Genomic DNA, 19,240 nt, shown 5'->3' on the forward strand with positions numbered 1-19,240 from the left:
AAAAAGATGGCAGACAAGAAGGTAGTGACCATTGACGACCGTATCCCAGGTATAAAAGAAAAACGAAAAAAAAGAACGAATAGACGGTTAATCACGTACCTTTCCATCTTTTTTATCCTTATATTAGTTGTCGTATATTTCCAATCTCCTTTAAGTGATGTAAGAAATATACAGGTGGAAGGAATGGTTCATGTAGATGCAGACAAGTTAGTAAACCAAAGCGGGATAGAAAAAGGAGTTAATATTTGGAATGCTGACTTAAGTGGTGCAGAGCGGAACGTAACGGAAATGGACCAAATTGATAGTGTATCTGTAGACCGTTCTCTACCGTCAACTGTGCTTATTAAGGTTAACGAATACAATCGTTTGGCATACATAGAGATGGATAGCGGCTATTCACCTGTATTACAAAATGGTACGATTTTAAGAGATGACGTCGAACAAGAACTTCCAGCTGACGCCCCCATATTAAGAAATTTTAGTAATGAGGACAAGCTTGAAATGTTAACAGAAGAACTGACACAGTTAGGGGAGGGCGTATTAAATAGAATATCGGAAATAGTGTATGCCCCGACAGATGAAGATGAAGGTGAACTGCGTTTATATATGAACGATGGAATTACGGTATCTAGTTTAATTAATAATTTTGCTTCTCATATGTCATCTTATCCATCTGTTGCAAGAGAAGTGGATGAGGATGCGGACGGAATTTTACATATGAAAATGAGTCCTTACTTTGAATCGACCGAAGAAGAAATAACGGGCGAAAAGGAGGAGAACGGTGAGGAAGAATAACATCCGTTGGTTGACCGGTTTACTTGTGATTATTGGATTTTTATTGACGCTTTCGTATAAAACAGCAGCAGATCAAGTCCCACAGGAAAAGGAACCAAATTATTTTGAAGAAGATCAATTAAGAAATACTGTCTTAGAAGAACAAGAGAAAAATTATGAATTAGAAGAAGAGTGGCGCTCTCTACAAACACAGGTAAGGGAAATGGAAGAAACTTTGGCGCAAAATGAAGAATCCTCTTTTAACCTAGTAGAAGATTTGGAAAAACTTCGTATGCTCACTGGTGAGGTTGGTGTAGCGGGACCAGGCATTGAAGTAACTCTTAATGATCACACATTTGTACCGGAAGAAGGAAACCCAAATGATTACATTGTTCATGAACGTCACATTCAACAAGTGATTGATGAATTGTTGTTAGCAGGAGCAGAAGCTATTTCTGTTAACGGCTACCGAATATCTAAAGATACCTTCATTCAATGTATGGGACCAGTAATAAAAATTGATAATAACACTTCAACGGCACCGTTTGTGGTAAAAGCTATTGGCGATTCCGAACAATTAGAAACGTCTTTAAAATTAAATGGTGGTGTTCAAGATAGCCTAGTTAATGAAAACATTGAAGTTCGTATCCAAACAGAAACCCAAGTAACCATGCAGGCTTTGGGAGGGGAAAGTGATTAATATGCCCAACATATGGAAAGTACTTTTTCTTCTCATTGCTGTATGTGGAGGATATTTGGCTATTGCCCAAGTTCCAGACGCATCGTCTATAAATTCAACGGAAAATCGTGATACACTTGAACTTAGACAGACAATCCGTGATGAACAAGAGCGAAGACAAGAATTATATGCACGCATAAGAGAGAATGAAAATCTAATAGAAGAATATAACAGAGAACAAAAAAATAGTACCGAATTTGCTATGAAACAAGCCGTGGAAAACTTAGAAGAAAAGGCCGGGCTGACTGAAAAAGAAGGGGAGGGTGTGAAAATAACGATTTCGGCATCAGATGATGTCTCTAATCAATCGATACGCCCTCAGCTATTACGTCAACTCGTTAATGAATTAAATCAATTTGGAGCAGAGGAATTATCTATTGAAGGAGAGCGAATTTTAGAAACAACAGCTTTTCGCGATATAGGGGGAGTTACTCACGTAAATGGAAAAAGGCTTCCTGATTTACCCGTTCAAATGAAGGTTATGGCAGAAGAAACTGATAAGCTACAAAATGAATTAATCGTTTCTGAGTCAATGGATTACTTTTCTTTTGAAAATATGGAGCTTGAGGTACAAGTAGAAGATAATATAAAAATTCCGGCTTTTGATGAGGTGAGACGGGTGCGATACATGGAAGTCTTGGAGGAGGAGAGATAATGTGGCTACCGGTTATGGGTCTCTTAGCAGGGATTATTATAGGGTTGTTAACCGGTGTGCAAATACCGACAGCTTATACTGTTTATTTAGTATTGCTCATTTTAATAATGGTGGATGCTTTATTAGGAGCGGTGAAAGCAAGTTTTGAAGACAAATTTTCTAACTCTTTATTTATCACAGGTTTAATATGTAATCTTGTTTTTGCTTTAGGTTTAGCTTTTCTAGGTCAACAACTTGGTGTAGACTTATATTTAGCGCCTGTTTTTGCATTTGGAGTGCGGCTATTTCATAATATTGCTGTTTTACGTCGGCAACTATTAAATTATTATAAGATTAAAAAAGAGAAATAAAAATCTTTGAATTTAAATGAAAAATAGCTAATGTAGAAGGATTTAGCGACTATTATGTAGAAGTGTAATAACATTGCAAGATAAACGTAAATATTTTTTACTGTTTTTTTCACACGAACCATCGATACGCGTGGTAAGATGGGGGAAAGGAATAAATTCAGTAGCAATCATGTAATAAATACAGTTAAGACATACAACGGGAGGTGCCAATACATGAACAACGAAGATACTTACGTCAGCCTTGATATCGGTACGTCCGGCGTTCGGGTGATTGTCGGGGAAATGTCCGGAGGCTCCTTAAAGGTTATTGGTGTAGGTAATGCCCCGTCTACTGGACTTAAAAAAGGCGCTATTGTAGATATTGATGAAACAGTTACATCCATAAAAAGAGCGGTTGATGAAGCTGAACGTATGGTAGGCTTAGATATAGAACAAGTGGTAGTGGGTGTCAATGGTAACCATATTGATATGCAGACGTGCAGTGGTGTTGTTGCTGTATCGAGTCCAGATAGAGAAATTAGAAATGAAGATATAGAACGGGTGATGGATGCTGCTCAAGTTTTATCTATTCCTCCAGAAAGGGAAATTATTGACGTTATTCCTGCTCAATTCATTGTCGATGGTTTAGATGGGATTAGTGATCCACGTGGCATGCTTGGTGTACGTTTAGAAATGGAAGGTACAATCATAACCGGAGCAAAAACAGCCATACATAATTTACTTCGATGTGTAGAAAAGGCGGGACTTGGTGTAGCGGATATTTGTCTGCAACCTCTTGCCGCTGGCTCGGTTGCCGTTTCTAAAGACGAAAAAGCACTAGGCGTTGCTTTAATTGATATCGGAGGCGGTTCAACAACCATTTCTGTTTTTCAAAACGGAAGAATGCAGACAATGTCGGTGTTGAATATAGGTGGAGATCATGTAACTAATGATATTTCTGTCGGTCTACGAACCACTACTGAAGAAGCTGAACGTATAAAGAAAGAACACGGTCATGCATTTATCGATGATGCTTCTGATGAAGTGACTTTTGAGATGGAAACTATCGGTAATGAAGCGTTAGAAGAGTATTCTCAATATGAAATTTCTCATGTCATTGAACCTAGGTTGGAAGAAATATTAGAATTAGTAGATGATGAAGTGTACAAGCTTGGTTATTCGGATTTACCTGGCGGATATGTGTTGACGGGTGGTACTATTATGATTCCTGGTACACTAGAGCTTGCTAGGGATGTTTTACGATTAAGTGTACGGATGGCTGTTCCGGATTATATAGGTGTTAGAGAACCTTTATACACAACTGGTATTGGGCTGATTGAATTTGCACATCAAAATGTTAAAATTCAAGGAAAAGAAACAGCCGCTTCATTATCTTCGAATAAATCGCCGGCTCCGGAACATAAAGTAGCATCCGAACAAACACCAAAGAAGGATAAAAATCCAAATGATCCAGGGGTAACGAGCAAAGTGAAAAATTTCTTTAAAGTATTCTTTGAATAAAGTAAAAAAGCTAAAATAATAATGATTTGACCTTGAAAAAATATGGTCAAGTTCTACTGATTTTTTATGCACAAGGTTGATGACAGATTTGACGAATTAGGAGGACCTTGAATGTTGGAATTTGAAATGGATATGGAACAACTGGCGCAGATTAAAGTAATAGGTGTTGGGGGCGGTGGTTCTAATGCGGTAAACCGCATGATAGAGAACGGTCTCCAAGGAGTGGAATTTATAGCGGTTAATACTGATGCTCAAGCACTACAATTATCACAGGCAGAAACGAAATTACAGCTAGGTGGTAAATTAACCCGTGGTTTGGGAGCAGGTGCAAACCCCGAAATTGGAAAAAAAGCAGCGGAAGAAAGTAAAGAACAAATAGAAGAAGCACTGACTGGTGCAGATATGGTATTTATTACAGCTGGTATGGGAGGCGGTACTGGTACAGGTGCAGCCCCTGTTATTGCTGAAGTGGCTAGTGAAATTGGCGCTTTAACAGTAGGAGTGGTTACTCGTCCGTTTATGTTTGAAGGAAAAAAACGTTCGACACAAGCTTCAACTGGTATTGGAGCACTAAAAGAAAAGGTAGACACACTTATTGTTATACCGAATGATCGTCTACTTGAAATTGTAGATAAGAATACACCGATGCTTGAAGCATTTCGAGAGGCAGATAATGTATTAAGACAAGGTGTACAAGGTATTTCTGATTTAATTGCTGTACCTGGATTGATAAATCTGGATTTTGCAGACGTCAAGACAATTATGAGTGAAAAAGGGTCTGCACTGATGGGCATTGGTATTGCTACAGGGGAAAATAGAGCAGCAGAGGCAGCTAAGAAATCTATTTCTAGTCCATTGCTTGAAACATCTGTAAACGGAGCCCAAGGCGTTTTAATGAATATAACCGGCGGCACCAATTTGAGTTTGTTCGAAGTGCATGAAGCAGCTGAGATTGTATCAGATGCATCTGATCATGATGTAAACATGATTTTCGGTTCTGTAATTAATGAAAATTTAAGTGATGAAATAGTTGTTACTGTTATTGCTACAGGGTTTGAAGATGCAGAAGATAAAAAACAGCAAAGCGCTGATCGCTCCAATTCCCAACAAAGAAGGGCTTCTTCTCAGCAACAAGCTCCACGCATGAACCAAGCACAGCAGGAACGTTCTACAGAAGAGCAACAAGAACCAATAAAAGATTCGCCAGAGGAAGATGAAGGCGATACTCTTGATATTCCAACCTTTTTGCGAAACAGACGTAGAAGAAAATAATAAAGAAATACGGTCGTACATCCATAATATAGGTGTACGGCCGTTTTTTTATATAACATACATTTTTTCCACCAAGTTGTAAGCAAGAAAGTGACAAAAACTCTAAAAATAAGAGGAAATGTCTGTCATGAACTGACAGACATTGAAATAGATTCCCTATATAATAAGTAATACTTTCTCCATATGATTGGATGAAAGAAGGGGATAGTTATTTATTATCTCGATTTGCTGTGGGGATTAAATGTTGTCATCCATATTGTTTTATTTGCGGGTACTGCTCGTTTGACGAAAAGATTTTTATCTAAAAAACGGTTATTAATCGTGTCGCTGATTGGATCGTGCAGTATTTTTATAGTACTTACGCCATGGGAGTTCCTACTTGTTCACCCGATTGGCAAGGTATTCCTTTCTATTCTGTTAGTATTTATTGGGTTTGGTTATGTCTCCTTATCCGTGTTCTTGCAGCAACTATTCATGTTTTATATCGTTAGTTTTCTCGCTGCTGGTACGATGATTGGTTTAGAAACAATGCGTTTTTCTGCAGTAGAACGGCAAGGCTTTATGACAGATATTTCATCTATTATGTATACCCGGTTCTCGTTTCCAATTATTGTATTAGCAATATTACTAATTTGGGTAATTTTCCAAGGTATAGCCCATTTTATGAAAACGAGACGACAGCAGTTTTCAAAGATAGTAAACATTACCGCTGTACTTGGAGACACAGAATGGGAGGGAAACGCATTAGTGGACACCGGTAATCAATTAAAAGATCCTATCACTCGATTTCCAGTTATGGTTATGGAGATAAATCTTTTAAAGGACCAATTGTCCAAAAAAGAGCTGGAACAATGGAGACATATGATTCGTTCACAACGAGTAGAAGAATTAGAACATATGAAACAATGGAAAGGCAGATGGAGTCTTGTACCTTTTCGTACAGCCGGGCAAGACATGAAAATGATGTTCACCTTAAAACCGGACTATCTTTTAATTGAAGAAGAAGGAAAACCTGAAAGAGTGGATTCAGTATTAATTGGACTTGAAGCCAATGTTTTATCTAGTAAGGGAGACTTTCAAATGATCTTCCCTGCCGATGCTTTGTCAACGTCCAAACATGACAACGCCTAATTTGATGTAGGAGGTTTTTTAAGTTGCGTAAGGTCAAAATGACAATGCTGTGGATTAAATTTTTAAAAAAAATTGGTATAAAACCGGACGAACTATATTACATTGGTGGAAGTGAAGCATTGCCGCCCCCATTGTCAAAGGAAGAGGAAGCTCATTTTATCAGTTTGCTACCTAGCGATGATGAGAATGCCAGGTCTGTTTTAATTGAAAGAAACTTAAGATTAGTTGTGTATATTGCACGGAAATTTGAAAATACGGGAATTAATATTGAAGACTTAATAAGTATTGGCACGATTGGTCTTATTAAAGCGGTGAACACATTTAATCCGGAGAAAAAAATTAAGCTCGCCACCTATGCATCACGTTGTATTGAAAATGAGATTTTAATGCATCTTCGGCGGACAAATAAATTACGCTCTGAAATATCGTTTGATGAACCATTAAATATTGATTGGGATGGTAATGAATTATTGCTATCGGACATACTCGGGACAGAAGAAAATATAATAACAAAAGGGATTGAAGATAAAGTAGATAGAAGGCTGCTTAGACGGTCATTAGAAGTATTAAATCCGAGAGAAAAACAAATTATGGAAATGCGATTTGGTCTAGCTGGAAACAAAGAAAAAACACAAAAAGATGTAGCGGATTTATTGGGGATTTCCCAATCATATATTTCCCGACTTGAAAAAAGAATCATAAAACGGCTGCGAAAAGAATTTAATAAAATGGTATAATTTCTTCCCTTTGTTGAGGGCTGTCTAAAAAAGACAGCTCTTTTTTTAACGCTGAGTCACTTAATGCTTCTGCATATTTTTTCCCTTGACGGACATACTGAACATGAACATACAAGAATAAAGAAATGTGAGAAAAGCGCTTATATCATTTCTTACATCATGACTTGGGGGGACTAACTTTGGCTCGAAGCAAGGTAGAAATTTGTGGTGTGGATACATCTAAGCTTCCTGTTCTTAAAAATAAAGAAATGAGAGAGTTATTTAGAAAATTGCAAGCAGGAGATGAATCAGCACGTGAAGAATTAGTGAATGGAAATCTACGCCTTGTGTTAAGCGTTATTCAACGTTTTAATAATCGTGGAGAACATATGGATGATTTATTTCAAGTTGGCTGCATCGGATTAATGAAGTCAATCGATAATTTTGATTTAGGTCAAAATGTTCGTTTTTCGACGTATGCTGTACCGATGATTATTGGTGAAGTACGACGTTATCTTCGCGACAATAATCCGATACGTGTGTCCAGGTCACTTCGCGATACCGCTTATAAAGCGTTGCAAGTTCGAGATCAATTAATGGAAGAGCGGGCTAGAGAAAAAGAACCTACCGTTCAAGAAATTGCTTCAAAGTTAGGAATGCCAAAAGAAGATGTCGTATTTGCGCTTGATGCGATTCAAGATCCAGTCTCCTTATTTGAACCGATTTATAATGATGGTGGTGATCCGATTTATGTGATGGATCAAATTAGCGATGATAAAGAACAAGATCAAAAATGGACAGAACACCTTGCTTTAAAAGAAGCGATGGTTCAATTGAATGGACGGGAAAAAATAATTTTGGATATGCGTTTTTTTCAAGGAAAGACGCAAATGGAAGTCGCTGAAGAAATTGGCATATCACAAGCGCAAGTTTCAAGACTCGAAAAAGCAGCCATTTCACAAATGAATCGCTTCTCCAATATGTAAACAGGTAAGACCTTCATCTACATTGGATGAAGGTTTTTTTATTATGAAGAAATGAAGCGCGATTTTCCTACATAGTATAGAATACGTTTATTTTTATACTAAAGGAGATATGAGTTATGAGAATCTCAGAGTTACAGACAAAGGATATTGTTAACATGCATACTGGTAAACGACTTGGGCACGTGGGTGATGTGGATATCAATGTAGAAACCGGATACGTAGAAGCTATTGTTGTAGGTGGTTCTACAAAAATGATGACATTTTTCAATAAGGAAAGTGAATTTATTGTGCCTTGGACTCATATTGTTAAAATTGGTTCTGACGTTATTCTTGTTAATTTGTATGAACCGGACCCTGAATGAGGCAAAACTAGACAACGTTTGGAACTTTTCTATGGCAGTGAGAAGAATTATGTTAAAATATAAACAATGAATAAAATGATACGTATAATGAAGGAAGAGATAAGATGAAAAACGATCCGTTTCTTCGACAAGAAGAAAGTCATTTCTTACTGAAAGAAGCTCCATTTGGGGAGAATGTGCACGTAACTGCTGGAATGACAACGCGTCTGAACGGCATAGGAAACGCACCATACGATACGTTGAATATGGCCTTTCATGTTGGTGATGAATCGGATGCGGTATTGGCGAACAGGGAACGTGTTGCAAAAGCCATTGGCTTTCCGTTAAGTGACTGGGTAGCAGCTGAGCAGGTTCATAAAGCTGATATCGTTAAAGTCAGTAACCAGGATAAAGGCAAAGGAGCTTGGAAACGAGAGGAATCAGTAGGTAACTTTGACGGAATGTACACATCAGAAAAAGGTGTATTATTAGTTAGTTTTTACGCTGATTGTGTGCCTCTGATTTTTTTCGCACCAAAACAAGAATATGTCGGTGTTGCACATGCAGGCTGGAAGGGAACGTCATTGAATATTGGAGGAGCTCTAGTAACAGAATGGATAGAAAAAGAAGGAATAAATTCTGAAGGAATTTATGTTGCGATTGGGCCCTCTATTTCTGAGGAAGTGTATGAAGTAGATGGACATGTAATCGAACAAATGGAACAAGTACTCCCTGAAGAAAATAACCCCCCTTGGACGAAGTCTAGACCTAATCATTGGTTGCTTGATGTCAAAGAAATGAATCGTATATTGTTAAATAGTGCCGGGGTCCCTTTGTCGAACATTTTCAAGAGTAGTCATTGTACATATTCAGAACCAGAGACATTTTTTTCCCATCGACAAAGTAACGGGACAACCGGAAGAATGATGGCATTTATCGGTATCAACGATAGGTGATGGAGAAAGGGGTCGGAAGAAGTGGACGTAACAGATAATCTTTCACAAATAAACCATACAATGAAACAAGCATGTGAGCGCTCTAATCGGGAGCGGACGGATGTGAATATCATTGCAGTAACTAAATATGTTTCAACAAATAGAACGTTGGAAGCGATTGAAGCAGGAGTTACGCATATTGGTGAAAATAGGCTGGAGGGAGCTCTTGAAAAATGGGAAGCATGCCAGAATCAAGCGGCCTTTCATTTTATAGGAACGCTTCAGTCAAAAAAAGTGAAACACGTCATCGATAAATATGATTATTTTCATTCGTTGGACAGGCTCTCTCTTGCCAAAGAAATGCAAAAACGCTGTCCAGAAGGAAAAAAAATCAAATGTTTTGTACAAGTAAATGTATCCGGGGAAGATTCCAAGGAAGGTTTGTCTGAAGAAGAGCTTATCGATTTTGTTGTTTCTTTAAAAAATTATCCTGCTATTGAAGTCGTCGGATTAATGACAATGGCACCGTTCGTTGAAGATCCAGAAAACACACGTCCGTTTTTTCAGAAACTTCGATATTTACGTGACGAGGTACGTGACAAAAACATGTTTCATGCACCGTGTGAGCATCTATCGATGGGCATGTCTAATGATTATTTCATTGCTGTAGAAGAAGGAGCGACGTTTGTACGTATTGGTACACAGTTGGTTGGCAATCGGGAGTAACAAGAGATATATTTTTCAAAGTAGAAGGAGGGGGAGTGAATGAGTTTCAAATCAAAATTTAAACGTTTTTTTGAACTAGAAGATGATATTATGGAACAAGAGATAGAAGAAACCGATGATAGTTATGACACGGATAAGAACCACGAAAACAAAAGTAAAAACGTTGTCAGTTTGCAAAGTGTCCAGCAATCTGCAAAAGTGATGTTAGTGGAACCGCGCCAGTATGAGGAAGCTCAAGACATCGCTGATCATTTAAAAAACCGGAAATCGGTCATTATAAATTTACAGCGAATTGATCAAAATCAGGCACGCAGAATCGTTGATTTTTTAAGTGGCACTGTTTATGCTATTGGCGGGGATATACAAAAGATAGGCACAAACAATTTCCTATGTACCCCGGATAATGTGGCGGTTTCTGGTGATATATCGGAAATATTAAACGAATCAGAATGAGTTAAGGAGAATGCCTTTTATGATAGAAATAGGTAGAATTTTAGCATTTGGGTTAGATATATATTCGTATCTAATCATCATTTATATTTTAATGTCTTGGTTTCCCAATGCCCGCGAATCTTCATTTGGTCAAATGATTGGTTCGGTAGTGGAACCTTATTTGGAACCGTTCAGACGCATGGTTCCATCCCTTGGTATGATTGATATTTCCCCAATTATTGCTATTGTAGCTTTACGTTTTGCCGGATTTGGCGTTGAAGCGTTATTTTCGATGGTTTGATGTAGATGTCTGTATTTGAACATTTTAGAAAAGAGGAATATGCGTTTGTAGAGCAAGCACTCGAATGGAAAGATACAGTAGAGACAAAATTTGAACGAAAATTGACCGATTTTCTTGATCCAAGGGAGCAAGACATTCTCTCATCCGTTGTAGGGAAAGATGAAACCGTGTATCTTTCGTTTTGGGGAGGAAGTACGGAATGCGAAAGAAAACGAGCGCTTTTATATCCTTTTTACGAAGAAGTTTCTAACGAAGATTTTGACCTTAGTTTGTTTCAAGTAACCTATCCGGTGAAGTTTGTCACATTGGAACACCCTGATGTGCTTGGATCTCTCACTGGTCTTGGACTGAAAAGAGGCAAATACGGCGATATTTTAAAGGGGAATGGTTTATTTCAATTTGTTGTGGCTGAAGAGGTTGCGTTGTACATTGAAATGAACTTACAGCAAATCGGCAAAGCGACAGTACAAACGGAACGTATTTCAGTGGAAAATATGCTTCCGGTACAAGAAGATTGGGAAGAAATACATACGACCACCCCATCTTTTCGCTTAGACAAAATGATAGCAGAAATGTACCGTTTATCACGGAGCAAAGCTCTTCCCTATATAGAAAAAGGGAGAGTAAAAGTGAATTGGAGAACGATAGACCGGCCGGCATTTACTCTTCAGCCTGGTGATTACGTTTCTGTACGGGGACAAGGACGTCGAAAATTGATGGAAACGATGGGACAAACAAAAAAAGAACGATTTAAAATAAAATATGGAAAAAAGAAAGATTCGTAAATAAAAGCAGGATTTTAACAAGGAATGTCGAAATGTCAAGTAAGACCATATGAGATATAATGATAAACGGGAGGTGTGGCGGTGTGCCTTTAACGCCATTAGATATTCATAATAAGGAATTTACAAGAGGTTTTCGAGGATATGATGAAGATGAAGTGAACGAATTTCTGGATCAAGTTATAAAAGATTACGAAAATGTGGTACAAGAAAAAAATGAACTGTTTACAAAAGTAAACGAACTCGAAGAACGGCTTGAACATTTTTCTAATATTGAGGAAACGTTGAATAAATCGATTTTAGTAGCGCAAGAGTCTGCAGAAGAGGTGCGTCGTAATGCTAAGAAAGAGTCTCAGTTAATCATTAAAGAAGCAGAAAAAAACGCCGATCGAATTATTAACGATGCCCTTAATAAATCTAGAAAGATTGAGCTTGAGATTGAAGAATTGAAAAAACAAGCTTCTGTTTATCGTACCCGTTTCAAAATGTTGATAGAAGCCCAACTAGAGATGCTACATAACGATGATTGGGATGAAGTCGTAAATACGGAATCTGAATATGAGGAAGAAAATGATCAAAGTTCCTATGCTGGTCATGTGAATTCGGTTGACTAGAACTGACATTTTGTTCTATACTTTTAAAACAAAATAAAAATGAAGTTAAACGAGGATAGGGACGCACCTTTTTTTGTGTTGGTCCAAAGCGAGTCATGGAGGGTGGAAGCATGGCGACCGAAAAAAATGGGACATCACCCTTGAGTTCCGGTACTGAACGAGAGTAGGTATTCGGCGGTGAAAACCGTTATGTTTTTGAGTGGATAGCAAGATGAAGATATTTTGTTATGCAATTAGGGTGGTACCGCGAGACCTTCTCGTCCCTTTATGGGATGGGGAGGTCTTTTTATGGTTGCGCTAATGAACCACGAGCTTCATAAGGGTAAATACTTGTGTAAAAGTGCGCTATAAACATAGAAGAGGAGGATATTTTATGAATTATAAAGAAACGCTATTAATGCCAAAAACAAAATTTCCGATGAAAGGAAACCTTCCCAATCGTGAGCCAGAACGACAGCAACAATGGGAGGATCAGAATATATATGAAAAAGTTCAGGAACGAACAAAAGGGCGTCCTTTGTTTGTATTGCATGACGGTCCGCCTTATGCTAACGGCGACATTCATATGGGGCACGCTCTTAACAAAATTTTAAAAGATTTTATCGTTCGTTATAAATCGATGAATGGTTTCCACGCCCCATACGTACCTGGGTGGGATACCCATGGTTTGCCAATTGAAACGGCTTTAACAAAAAATAAAAAAGTAGACCGGAAAAAAATGTCTGTTGCTGAATTTAGAAAAGCATGTGAAGAATATGCTCTTGATCAAGTAGATAAACAACGTGAGCAATTTAAACGTCTCGGTGTTCGAGGTGATTGGGATAATCCTTATGTAACGCTTACAAATGAATATGAAGCCCAGCAGATTAAAGTGTTTGGAGAAATGGCAAAACGCGGATATATTTATAAAGGGAAAAAACCAGTTTATTGGTCCCCATCTTCGGAATCAGCACTAGCTGAAGCAGAAATAGAATATCATGACAAGCGATCCCCTTCCATTTATGTAGCTTTTGATTTAAAGGATGGGAAACAGGAACTAGATGGTGATGAGAAATTTATTATCTGGACAACAACACCTTGGACCATCCCCGCTAACCTAGCTATTACAGTACACCCAGATTTGACATATGCGGTTGTTCAAGCTGGGGATGAAAAATATATCGTTGCTGAGGAACTGGTGGAAGAGCTTCAAACAGAGTTAGAATGGGAAAACCCAACCGTTCTAAAAACGCTTAAAGGAAAACAGTTAGAGCATATGACTGCTATTCACCCAATCTATGGTAGAGATTCGATTGTGATTCTAGGTAATCATGTAACAACGGATGCGGGTACCGGTTGTGTTCATACAGCTCCTGGACATGGAGAGGATGACTATGTTGTTGGACAACAATATGGTCTTAAAACATTATGCCCGGTTAATGATAAAGGCTATTTTACAGACGAAGCACCAGGTTTTGAAGGAGAGTTTTATGACAACGCGAATAAGGCGATATCGGAAAAATTGGATGAACTTGATGCATTATTGAAATTGACTTTCATTACGCATTCTTACCCACATGATTGGCGTACAAAAAAACCAGTTATTTTCCGCGCGACCGCACAATGGTTCGCTTCCATTGAAGATGTGCGAGAGGATCTGTTAGATGCAGTTCGCCGTGTGACTTGGCTTCCTAAGTGGGGGGAGACACGTCTGCACAATATGGTCCGAGACCGCGGTGACTGGTGCATTTCGAGGCAACGTGCGTGGGGCGTTCCTATTCCAATTTTTTATGAAGAGGATGGTAGTGCGATTGTTACAGATGAAACGATTCAGCACGTATCAAGCTTGTTCCGAGAACACGGCTCAAATATCTGGTTCGAATGGGAAACCAAAGATCTACTTCCAGACGGATACTCATCAGAACACAGTCCAAACGGACAGTTTACTAGAGAAATGGATATCATGGATGTTTGGTTTGACAGTGGTTCTTCCCATCAGGCTGTTTTAGAAGAGCGAGAGGAATTAAAACGTCCCGCAGACGTTTATCTTGAAGGTTCAGATCAATATCGGGGCTGGTTTAACTCGTCTCTTTCAACGAGTGTTGCGACAAACGGTCAATCTCCATATGATATGATTATCAGTCACGGCTTTGCTTTAGACGGCGATGGTCGTAAGATGAGTAAATCATTAGGAAATGTCGTTGTTCCAAATAAAGTCATGAAGCAGTTAGGGGCAGATATTTTAAGAATGTGGGTCGCGTCTGTTGATTATCAAGCAGATGTTCGTATTTCTGATGACATTTTAAAGCAAGTTGCAGAAGTGTACCGAAAAATGAGAAACACGTTTCGTTTTCTATTAGGAAATCTTCAAGACTTTGATCCAGCCGTTCATCGTGTTTCAACAACAGAATTGTCAGAACTTGATAGGTATATGATAATTAGGTTAAATGATCTTATTGCGAAAACGAAAAAAGGGTATGATGAATATGAATTTGCGCAAGTGTACCATGCACTTCATAATTATTGTACGATTGAATTAAGCTCGTTTTATATGGATATTGCAAAAGACACGCTTTATATTCACGGAGCAGATGATTCAAGTCGTCGCGCCATTCAAACGGTTATGTATGATACATTAGTTGCGCTCGTACAATTAGCTTCCCCAATCATTCCGCACACAGCCGATGAGGTGTGGGAATTTATACCGGGAACAAATGCGGACAATCCTCAACTGACAGATATGCCCGACCCTGTGAAAGTCGATCAAGAAGAAGCGTTACGTTCAAAGTGGGACACATTGATGGTTGTTCGCGATGAAGTATTAAAGGCGCTAGAGAATGCTAGAAATAAAAAAGAAATTGGCAAATCACTTACTGCGGCGGTCACGATATATCCGGATGAAGCTGTAAAACATTACTTGTCCGAAGAAAACCAATTAGAACAGTTATTTATAGTTTCGAAAGCTGAACTTTCAATCGACAAACAATCTGCACCATCGACAGCAGAAAAGTATGAGCACGTAGCAGTAGAAGTGTCACCGGCAGAAGGGGAAACTTGCGAGCGTTGTTGGACTGTTAGAACAGACATTGGAACGGATGTTAATCATCCTGGACTTTGCAAAAAATGTACAGACATTGTGAATGAGCATTATAGTCATGTCGATGTGTCAGAATAACGAGCAGTATTGGAATTTGTCCGTAAAATTGAAAACGAACAAATTCCTCTTTCAATATATCGCTTGAACGTATTATGGTGACGGCGGAAAAGCAAGGTGTTTAAACAATGAAGATATTATTATATTATGGACTGTCGTGTTTAATCATTGCGATAGACCAAATTACAAAGTTTTTAGTCGTTCAGAATATGGATATTGCAGAAGATATAGAAGTAATCCCTGGATTTTTTCATTTAACGTCACATCGTAACTCCGGTGCAGCTTTTGGTATGCTGGAAGGTCAAATGTGGCTATTCTATATTGTGACAGTTATTGTCGTGTCGGTTATTGTGTATCATATACAAAAATACGCCACTGAAAGTAAAATGCTCGGAATACCCCTTGGCCTTATTCTCGGCGGTGCGATTGGTAATTTTATTGATCGTCTGTTATTTGGAGAAGTAGTAGATTTTTTCAACGTATATATTTTTAATTATAACTATCCAATATTCAACATTGCAGACTCGGCGCTTGTGGTTGGTGTGTTCTTGCTCATAATAAAAATGACCGCAATGGAATGGCAGGAAAAGAGGAAGAATAAAGCATGAAAGATTTAATATGGAACATTACAGAAGAAGAAGCAGGTCAACGAATTGATAAGTTTTTAACCAATCAGCAAGAGGACTGGTCACGAACTATTATACAGAGTTGGATTAAAGAAAAGCGTATTCTAGTAAATGATCAAATGGTAAAAAGTAACTATATACTACAGGAAACAAACACCGTCACGCTGACACCGGAGGAAGAAAAGAACACGGAAGTCAAACCAGAAAACATCGACCTTGATATAGTGTATGAGGATGAAGACATTATCGTTGTTAACAAACCGAGAGGCATGGTGATCCATCCAGCTCCCGGTCATTCCTCAGGCACTGTTGTTAATGCTCTGCTTTATCACTGTGAGACGTTATCAAATGTTAATGGAGAATGGCGACCTGGGATTGTTCATCGTATAGATAAGGACACTTCTGGCTTGCTTATTGCAGCGAAGAACGATACGGCCCATTTACATTTGAGCGACCAGTTGCAGGAGAAACGGGTGGAACGTTTCTATCAAGCGATTGTGCACGGTAATATACCGCATGATACTGGTACTATTGAAGCTCCAATTGGGCGTGATCCGAAAGATAGACAAAAGATGGCCGTCACAGAAAAAAATGCCAAGGACGCCGTCACCCATTTTAGTGTGCTGGAGCATTTCGATTCATTCACCTATGTAGAGTGTAAATTAGATACTGGTCGAACACATCAGATTAGAGTGCACATGAAATACATTGGACATCCGCTCGCGGGTGACCCGAAATATGGGCGAACTAAAACGTTGAATATCTCAGGTCAGGCCTTACATGCGGGAAGTCTTCGTTTTGTTCATCCAACAAAAGAGACCCCGATGGAATTGAAAGCGTCTCTTCCGGAAGATATGACAGATCTTTTAGACAATCTTCGAAAAATGTATTGACCATTCGTTAATAATCTGACATAATCAGAAACAACAAATAGGAACCTTTAAAGGCAGTCCCGAGAGGCTGAGAAGGAGTATACAGACCGTGTAGGTCATGATTATAGGCGACGTCTGTCTAAAATCGGTAAACAATCCTCTCACTCAATCGGGTGGGAGGTTTTTTATTAGGTAAGAAACGATGGACTTTTGACGGTTGCCGCCTTGTGAAAGGATGAAAGAGATGGAAGAACAAGAAAGGGTACTGCTTGATGAACAGGCAGTACGACGGGCATTGACACGGATTGCCCATGAAATTATAGAAAAAAATAAAGGAATTGAAGATTGTGTTCTCGTTGGGATAAAAACGAGAGGCATTCACATTGCTAATCGGATTGCAGCTAATATAGCTAAAATAGAAGGAAGGACAATTCCAGTAGGAGAAGCTGATATAACCCTGTACCGCGATGATTTGACTCATGTGACGGAAAATTCAGATCCAGAATTAAAGGGTACAGATATCCCTGAAGATGTATTCGATAAGAAAGTCATTCTAGTGGACGATGTTCTTTATACTGGGCGCACCGTCAGAGCAGCCATGGATGCTGTTATGGATTTGGGACGACCGTCACAAATCCAGCTCGCTGTCTTAATAGACCGAGGGCACCGAGAACTTCCAATTCGGCCGGATTTCATCGGAAAAAACATTCCAACTTCAAAAGAAGAAATTGTAGCCGTGAAATTGACAGAAACGGATGAACTTGATGAAGTGACGATTCGAAACGAAGCAAAATAACCCCCTCTTTAAATCAGTCCAGTGAGGCTGAAAAGAGGTATGAATGAGAGCGAGGTTTCATTCTAACTCTCCTGCTCGCAATTTGTACCTCTTTGTTAAGGACAGAAATTTGCCCCAAATTTGCGAGGAGAGATAAAAATGGATCAAAACGTAAAACTACAAATTAAAGAAAAACCAAAATGGAATCAATGGCTTATTCTAAGCATGCAGCATTTATTTGCTATGTTTGGAGCAACGATACTAGTCCCTGTTTTAACGGAGCTAAGCCCTGCAGTTGCTCTTTTGTCGAGCGGGTTAGGGACACTTGCTTACTTGGTAATTACGAAAGGGCAAATACCTGCTTATCTCGGCTCATCCTTTGCTTTTATAAGTCCGGTGATTGCAGCAATGTCACTGGGCGGTCCCGAAGGCGTCATGATTGGAACATTTGCAGCTGGTGTTGTATATGGAATCACTTCCCTATTAATTAAATGGACCGGCGTTCAATGGCTTATGAATCTTTTACCCCCAATCGTAGTAGGACCTGTCATTATGGTGATTGGTCTTGGACTTTCGACTACAGCGATTGAAATGGCGATGAATTTTAACGATGAAACAGGGGAATACATTCAACCAATGCTGCACTTCAGTGTAGCTCTTGTAACGCTTGCAATTACGATTGTAGCCTCTGTGTTTTTTAAAGGTTTTTTCAACCTTATTCCGATTTTATTTGGAATAACAGGAGGTTATATCATGGCCTCGTTTGTAGGACTTATCGATTTCTCGGAGATTGCAGCAGCACCATGGCTTCGGACACCTGATATGGTTGTTCCGTTTGTCACATTTTCACCAACTTGGTCTTGGAGCATTATATTTATCATGGCCCCTATTGCAATCGTAACGCTGGCAGAGCATATTGGTGATCAACTCGTTTTAAGTAAAGTGACTGGCTCTAATTTCGTCAAAAAACCAGGTCTGCATCGTTCTATTATGGGGGATGGCCTAGCAACCATTATTGCTTCTTTTGTGGGTGGACCGCCAAATACGACGTATGGAGAAAATATAGGAGTACTTGCCATCACAAGAGTGTTTAGCGTTTTTGTGATTGGCGGGGCTGCAGTGATGGCGATTGCCTTTTCCTTTGTCGGAAAAATAGAGGCAGTCATCGCAAGTATTCCCGGAGCAGTAATGGGCGGAGTTTCAATACTTTTATTCGGTATTATTGCTTCTTCAGGTATGCGCATGCTGATTGATAACCGAGTTGATCTTGGTGTGAAACGCAACTTAATTATTGCATCGGTAATTCTTGTAATAGGCATTGGTGGCGCATTTATAGAAATAAACGAAAATCTTGAAATTGCCGGAATGGCTTTAGCTACACTATTTGGAATCTTCCTAAACTGGATACTTCCCGGTAAAGAACATGGATTCGGGAATGGCGCAATGTTTGCGTCTCTAGATGAACAATTGAAAGATGATGATGAAGCAGCCTGAGCACCATCCTTTAAAAGAGTACAGAGAGACTCGGAAGGGTGAACATACGGTGTTATTAAAACATGCGTACTGTATCTTAACCCCCT

21 protein-coding genes and 1 other annotated feature are annotated in these 19,240 nt (G+C 39.0%); all 21 genes read left to right on the plus strand.

All coding sequences use genetic code 11. The features are described from left to right. The first annotated feature begins 6 nt into the window (after nt 1–6). The 21 genes from J2S78_RS07220 to J2S78_RS07320 all read left to right on the plus strand — a co-directional run bounded on the left by J2S78_RS07220 (nt 7) and on the right by J2S78_RS07320 (nt 19,154). Nucleotides 7–795 carry a cell division protein FtsQ/DivIB gene (locus tag J2S78_RS07220; protein ID WP_306897410.1) on the plus strand — a complete coding sequence of 263 codons (789 nt, stop codon included), beginning with the start codon at nt 7–9 and terminating at the stop codon, nt 793–795. Continuing rightward, nucleotides 782–1,474, plus strand: coding sequence for a DUF881 domain-containing protein (locus tag J2S78_RS07225; protein ID WP_306897411.1), 693 nt, complete (start codon nt 782–784; stop codon nt 1,472–1,474). Before J2S78_RS07220 ends, J2S78_RS07225 begins: the two co-directional genes overlap by 14 nt. A gap of 1 nt (nt 1,475) precedes the next feature. Then, entirely contained in the window at nt 1,476–2,168 is a 693-nt protein-coding gene (locus J2S78_RS07230) for a DUF881 domain-containing protein (protein WP_306897412.1), read from the plus strand. Then, complete coding sequence (locus tag J2S78_RS07235; RefSeq protein ID WP_306897414.1) at nt 2,168–2,518, plus strand: small basic family protein; 351 nt, start codon at nt 2,168–2,170, stop codon at nt 2,516–2,518. The genes J2S78_RS07230 and J2S78_RS07235 overlap by 1 nt, the downstream gene beginning before the upstream one ends. A gap of 213 nt (nt 2,519–2,731) precedes the next feature. Continuing rightward, complete coding sequence (gene ftsA / locus J2S78_RS07240; protein WP_306897416.1) at nt 2,732–4,018, plus strand: cell division protein FtsA; 1,287 nt, start codon at nt 2,732–2,734, stop codon at nt 4,016–4,018. A gap of 111 nt (nt 4,019–4,129) precedes the next feature. Beyond that, complete coding sequence (gene ftsZ / locus J2S78_RS07245; protein WP_306897418.1) at nt 4,130–5,290, plus strand: cell division protein FtsZ; 1,161 nt, start codon at nt 4,130–4,132, stop codon at nt 5,288–5,290. Nucleotides 5,291–5,515: 225 nt separating this feature from the next. Next, nucleotides 5,516–6,421, plus strand: coding sequence for a sigma-E processing peptidase SpoIIGA (locus J2S78_RS07250; RefSeq protein WP_306897420.1), 906 nt, complete (start codon nt 5,516–5,518; stop codon nt 6,419–6,421). A 38-nt stretch (nt 6,422–6,459) separates the two neighbouring features. Then, nucleotides 6,460–7,158 carry an RNA polymerase sporulation sigma factor SigE gene (sigE, locus tag J2S78_RS07255; protein ID WP_306898746.1) on the plus strand — a complete coding sequence of 233 codons (699 nt, stop codon included), beginning with the start codon at nt 6,460–6,462 and terminating at the stop codon, nt 7,156–7,158. Between the two features lie 179 nt (nt 7,159–7,337). Further along, nucleotides 7,338–8,123 carry an RNA polymerase sporulation sigma factor SigG gene (gene sigG / locus J2S78_RS07260; protein WP_125558701.1) on the plus strand — a complete coding sequence of 262 codons (786 nt, stop codon included), beginning with the start codon at nt 7,338–7,340 and terminating at the stop codon, nt 8,121–8,123. A 116-nt stretch (nt 8,124–8,239) separates the two neighbouring features. Next, nucleotides 8,240–8,485 carry a YlmC/YmxH family sporulation protein gene (locus J2S78_RS07265; RefSeq protein ID WP_306897421.1) on the plus strand — a complete coding sequence of 82 codons (246 nt, stop codon included), beginning with the start codon at nt 8,240–8,242 and terminating at the stop codon, nt 8,483–8,485. Between the two features lie 104 nt (nt 8,486–8,589). Then, nucleotides 8,590–9,420 (plus strand): peptidoglycan editing factor PgeF, encoded by an 831-nt coding sequence (pgeF, locus tag J2S78_RS07270; protein ID WP_306897422.1) that lies wholly within the window; start codon nt 8,590–8,592, stop codon nt 9,418–9,420. 21 nt (nt 9,421–9,441) lie between these two features. Next, on the plus strand, nt 9,442–10,125 hold the full coding sequence (locus tag J2S78_RS07275; protein ID WP_306897423.1) for a YggS family pyridoxal phosphate-dependent enzyme: 684 nt from the start codon (nt 9,442–9,444) through the stop codon (nt 10,123–10,125). A 39-nt stretch (nt 10,126–10,164) separates the two neighbouring features. Then, a complete protein-coding gene (locus tag J2S78_RS07280) occupies nt 10,165–10,578 on the plus strand; it encodes a cell division protein SepF (protein WP_125558709.1) in 414 nt (137 codons plus the stop codon). Nucleotides 10,579–10,597: 19 nt separating this feature from the next. Further along, nucleotides 10,598–10,858 carry a YggT family protein gene (locus J2S78_RS07285; protein WP_306897425.1) on the plus strand — a complete coding sequence of 87 codons (261 nt, stop codon included), beginning with the start codon at nt 10,598–10,600 and terminating at the stop codon, nt 10,856–10,858. A gap of 5 nt (nt 10,859–10,863) precedes the next feature. Beyond that, the gene (locus J2S78_RS07290) at nt 10,864–11,643 is read left to right on the plus strand and encodes a YlmH family RNA-binding protein (protein ID WP_306897428.1); all 780 of its coding nucleotides are present in this window, start codon (nt 10,864–10,866) and stop codon (nt 11,641–11,643) included. An 83-nt stretch (nt 11,644–11,726) separates the two neighbouring features. Further along, on the plus strand, nt 11,727–12,254 hold the full coding sequence (locus J2S78_RS07295; protein ID WP_306897429.1) for a DivIVA domain-containing protein: 528 nt from the start codon (nt 11,727–11,729) through the stop codon (nt 12,252–12,254). 43 nt (nt 12,255–12,297) lie between these two features. Beyond that, nucleotides 12,298–12,522, plus strand: a binding site (T-box leader). 105 nt (nt 12,523–12,627) lie between these two features. After that, nucleotides 12,628–15,408: an isoleucine--tRNA ligase gene (gene ileS, locus J2S78_RS07300; RefSeq protein WP_306897431.1), complete on the plus strand. Its 2,781-nt coding sequence runs from the start codon at nt 12,628–12,630 to the stop codon at nt 15,406–15,408. 107 nt (nt 15,409–15,515) lie between these two features. Then, nucleotides 15,516–15,995: a signal peptidase II gene (lspA, locus tag J2S78_RS07305; protein WP_306897433.1), complete on the plus strand. Its 480-nt coding sequence runs from the start codon at nt 15,516–15,518 to the stop codon at nt 15,993–15,995. Continuing rightward, nucleotides 15,992–16,906: an RluA family pseudouridine synthase gene (locus J2S78_RS07310; protein ID WP_306897434.1), complete on the plus strand. Its 915-nt coding sequence runs from the start codon at nt 15,992–15,994 to the stop codon at nt 16,904–16,906. Before lspA ends, J2S78_RS07310 begins: the two co-directional genes overlap by 4 nt. Before the next feature lie 223 nt (nt 16,907–17,129). After that, nucleotides 17,130–17,681 (plus strand): bifunctional pyr operon transcriptional regulator/uracil phosphoribosyltransferase PyrR, encoded by a 552-nt coding sequence (pyrR, locus tag J2S78_RS07315; protein ID WP_306897435.1) that lies wholly within the window; start codon nt 17,130–17,132, stop codon nt 17,679–17,681. 138 nt (nt 17,682–17,819) lie between these two features. Then, the gene (locus J2S78_RS07320) at nt 17,820–19,154 is read left to right on the plus strand and encodes a uracil-xanthine permease family protein (RefSeq protein WP_306897436.1); all 1,335 of its coding nucleotides are present in this window, start codon (nt 17,820–17,822) and stop codon (nt 19,152–19,154) included. Nucleotides 19,155–19,240 lie beyond the last annotated feature (86 nt).

Source organism: Salibacterium salarium (genome assembly GCF_030813635.1).
In the GTDB taxonomy this organism is placed as follows: Bacteria; Bacillota; Bacilli; order Bacillales; family Marinococcaceae; genus Salibacterium; species Salibacterium salarium.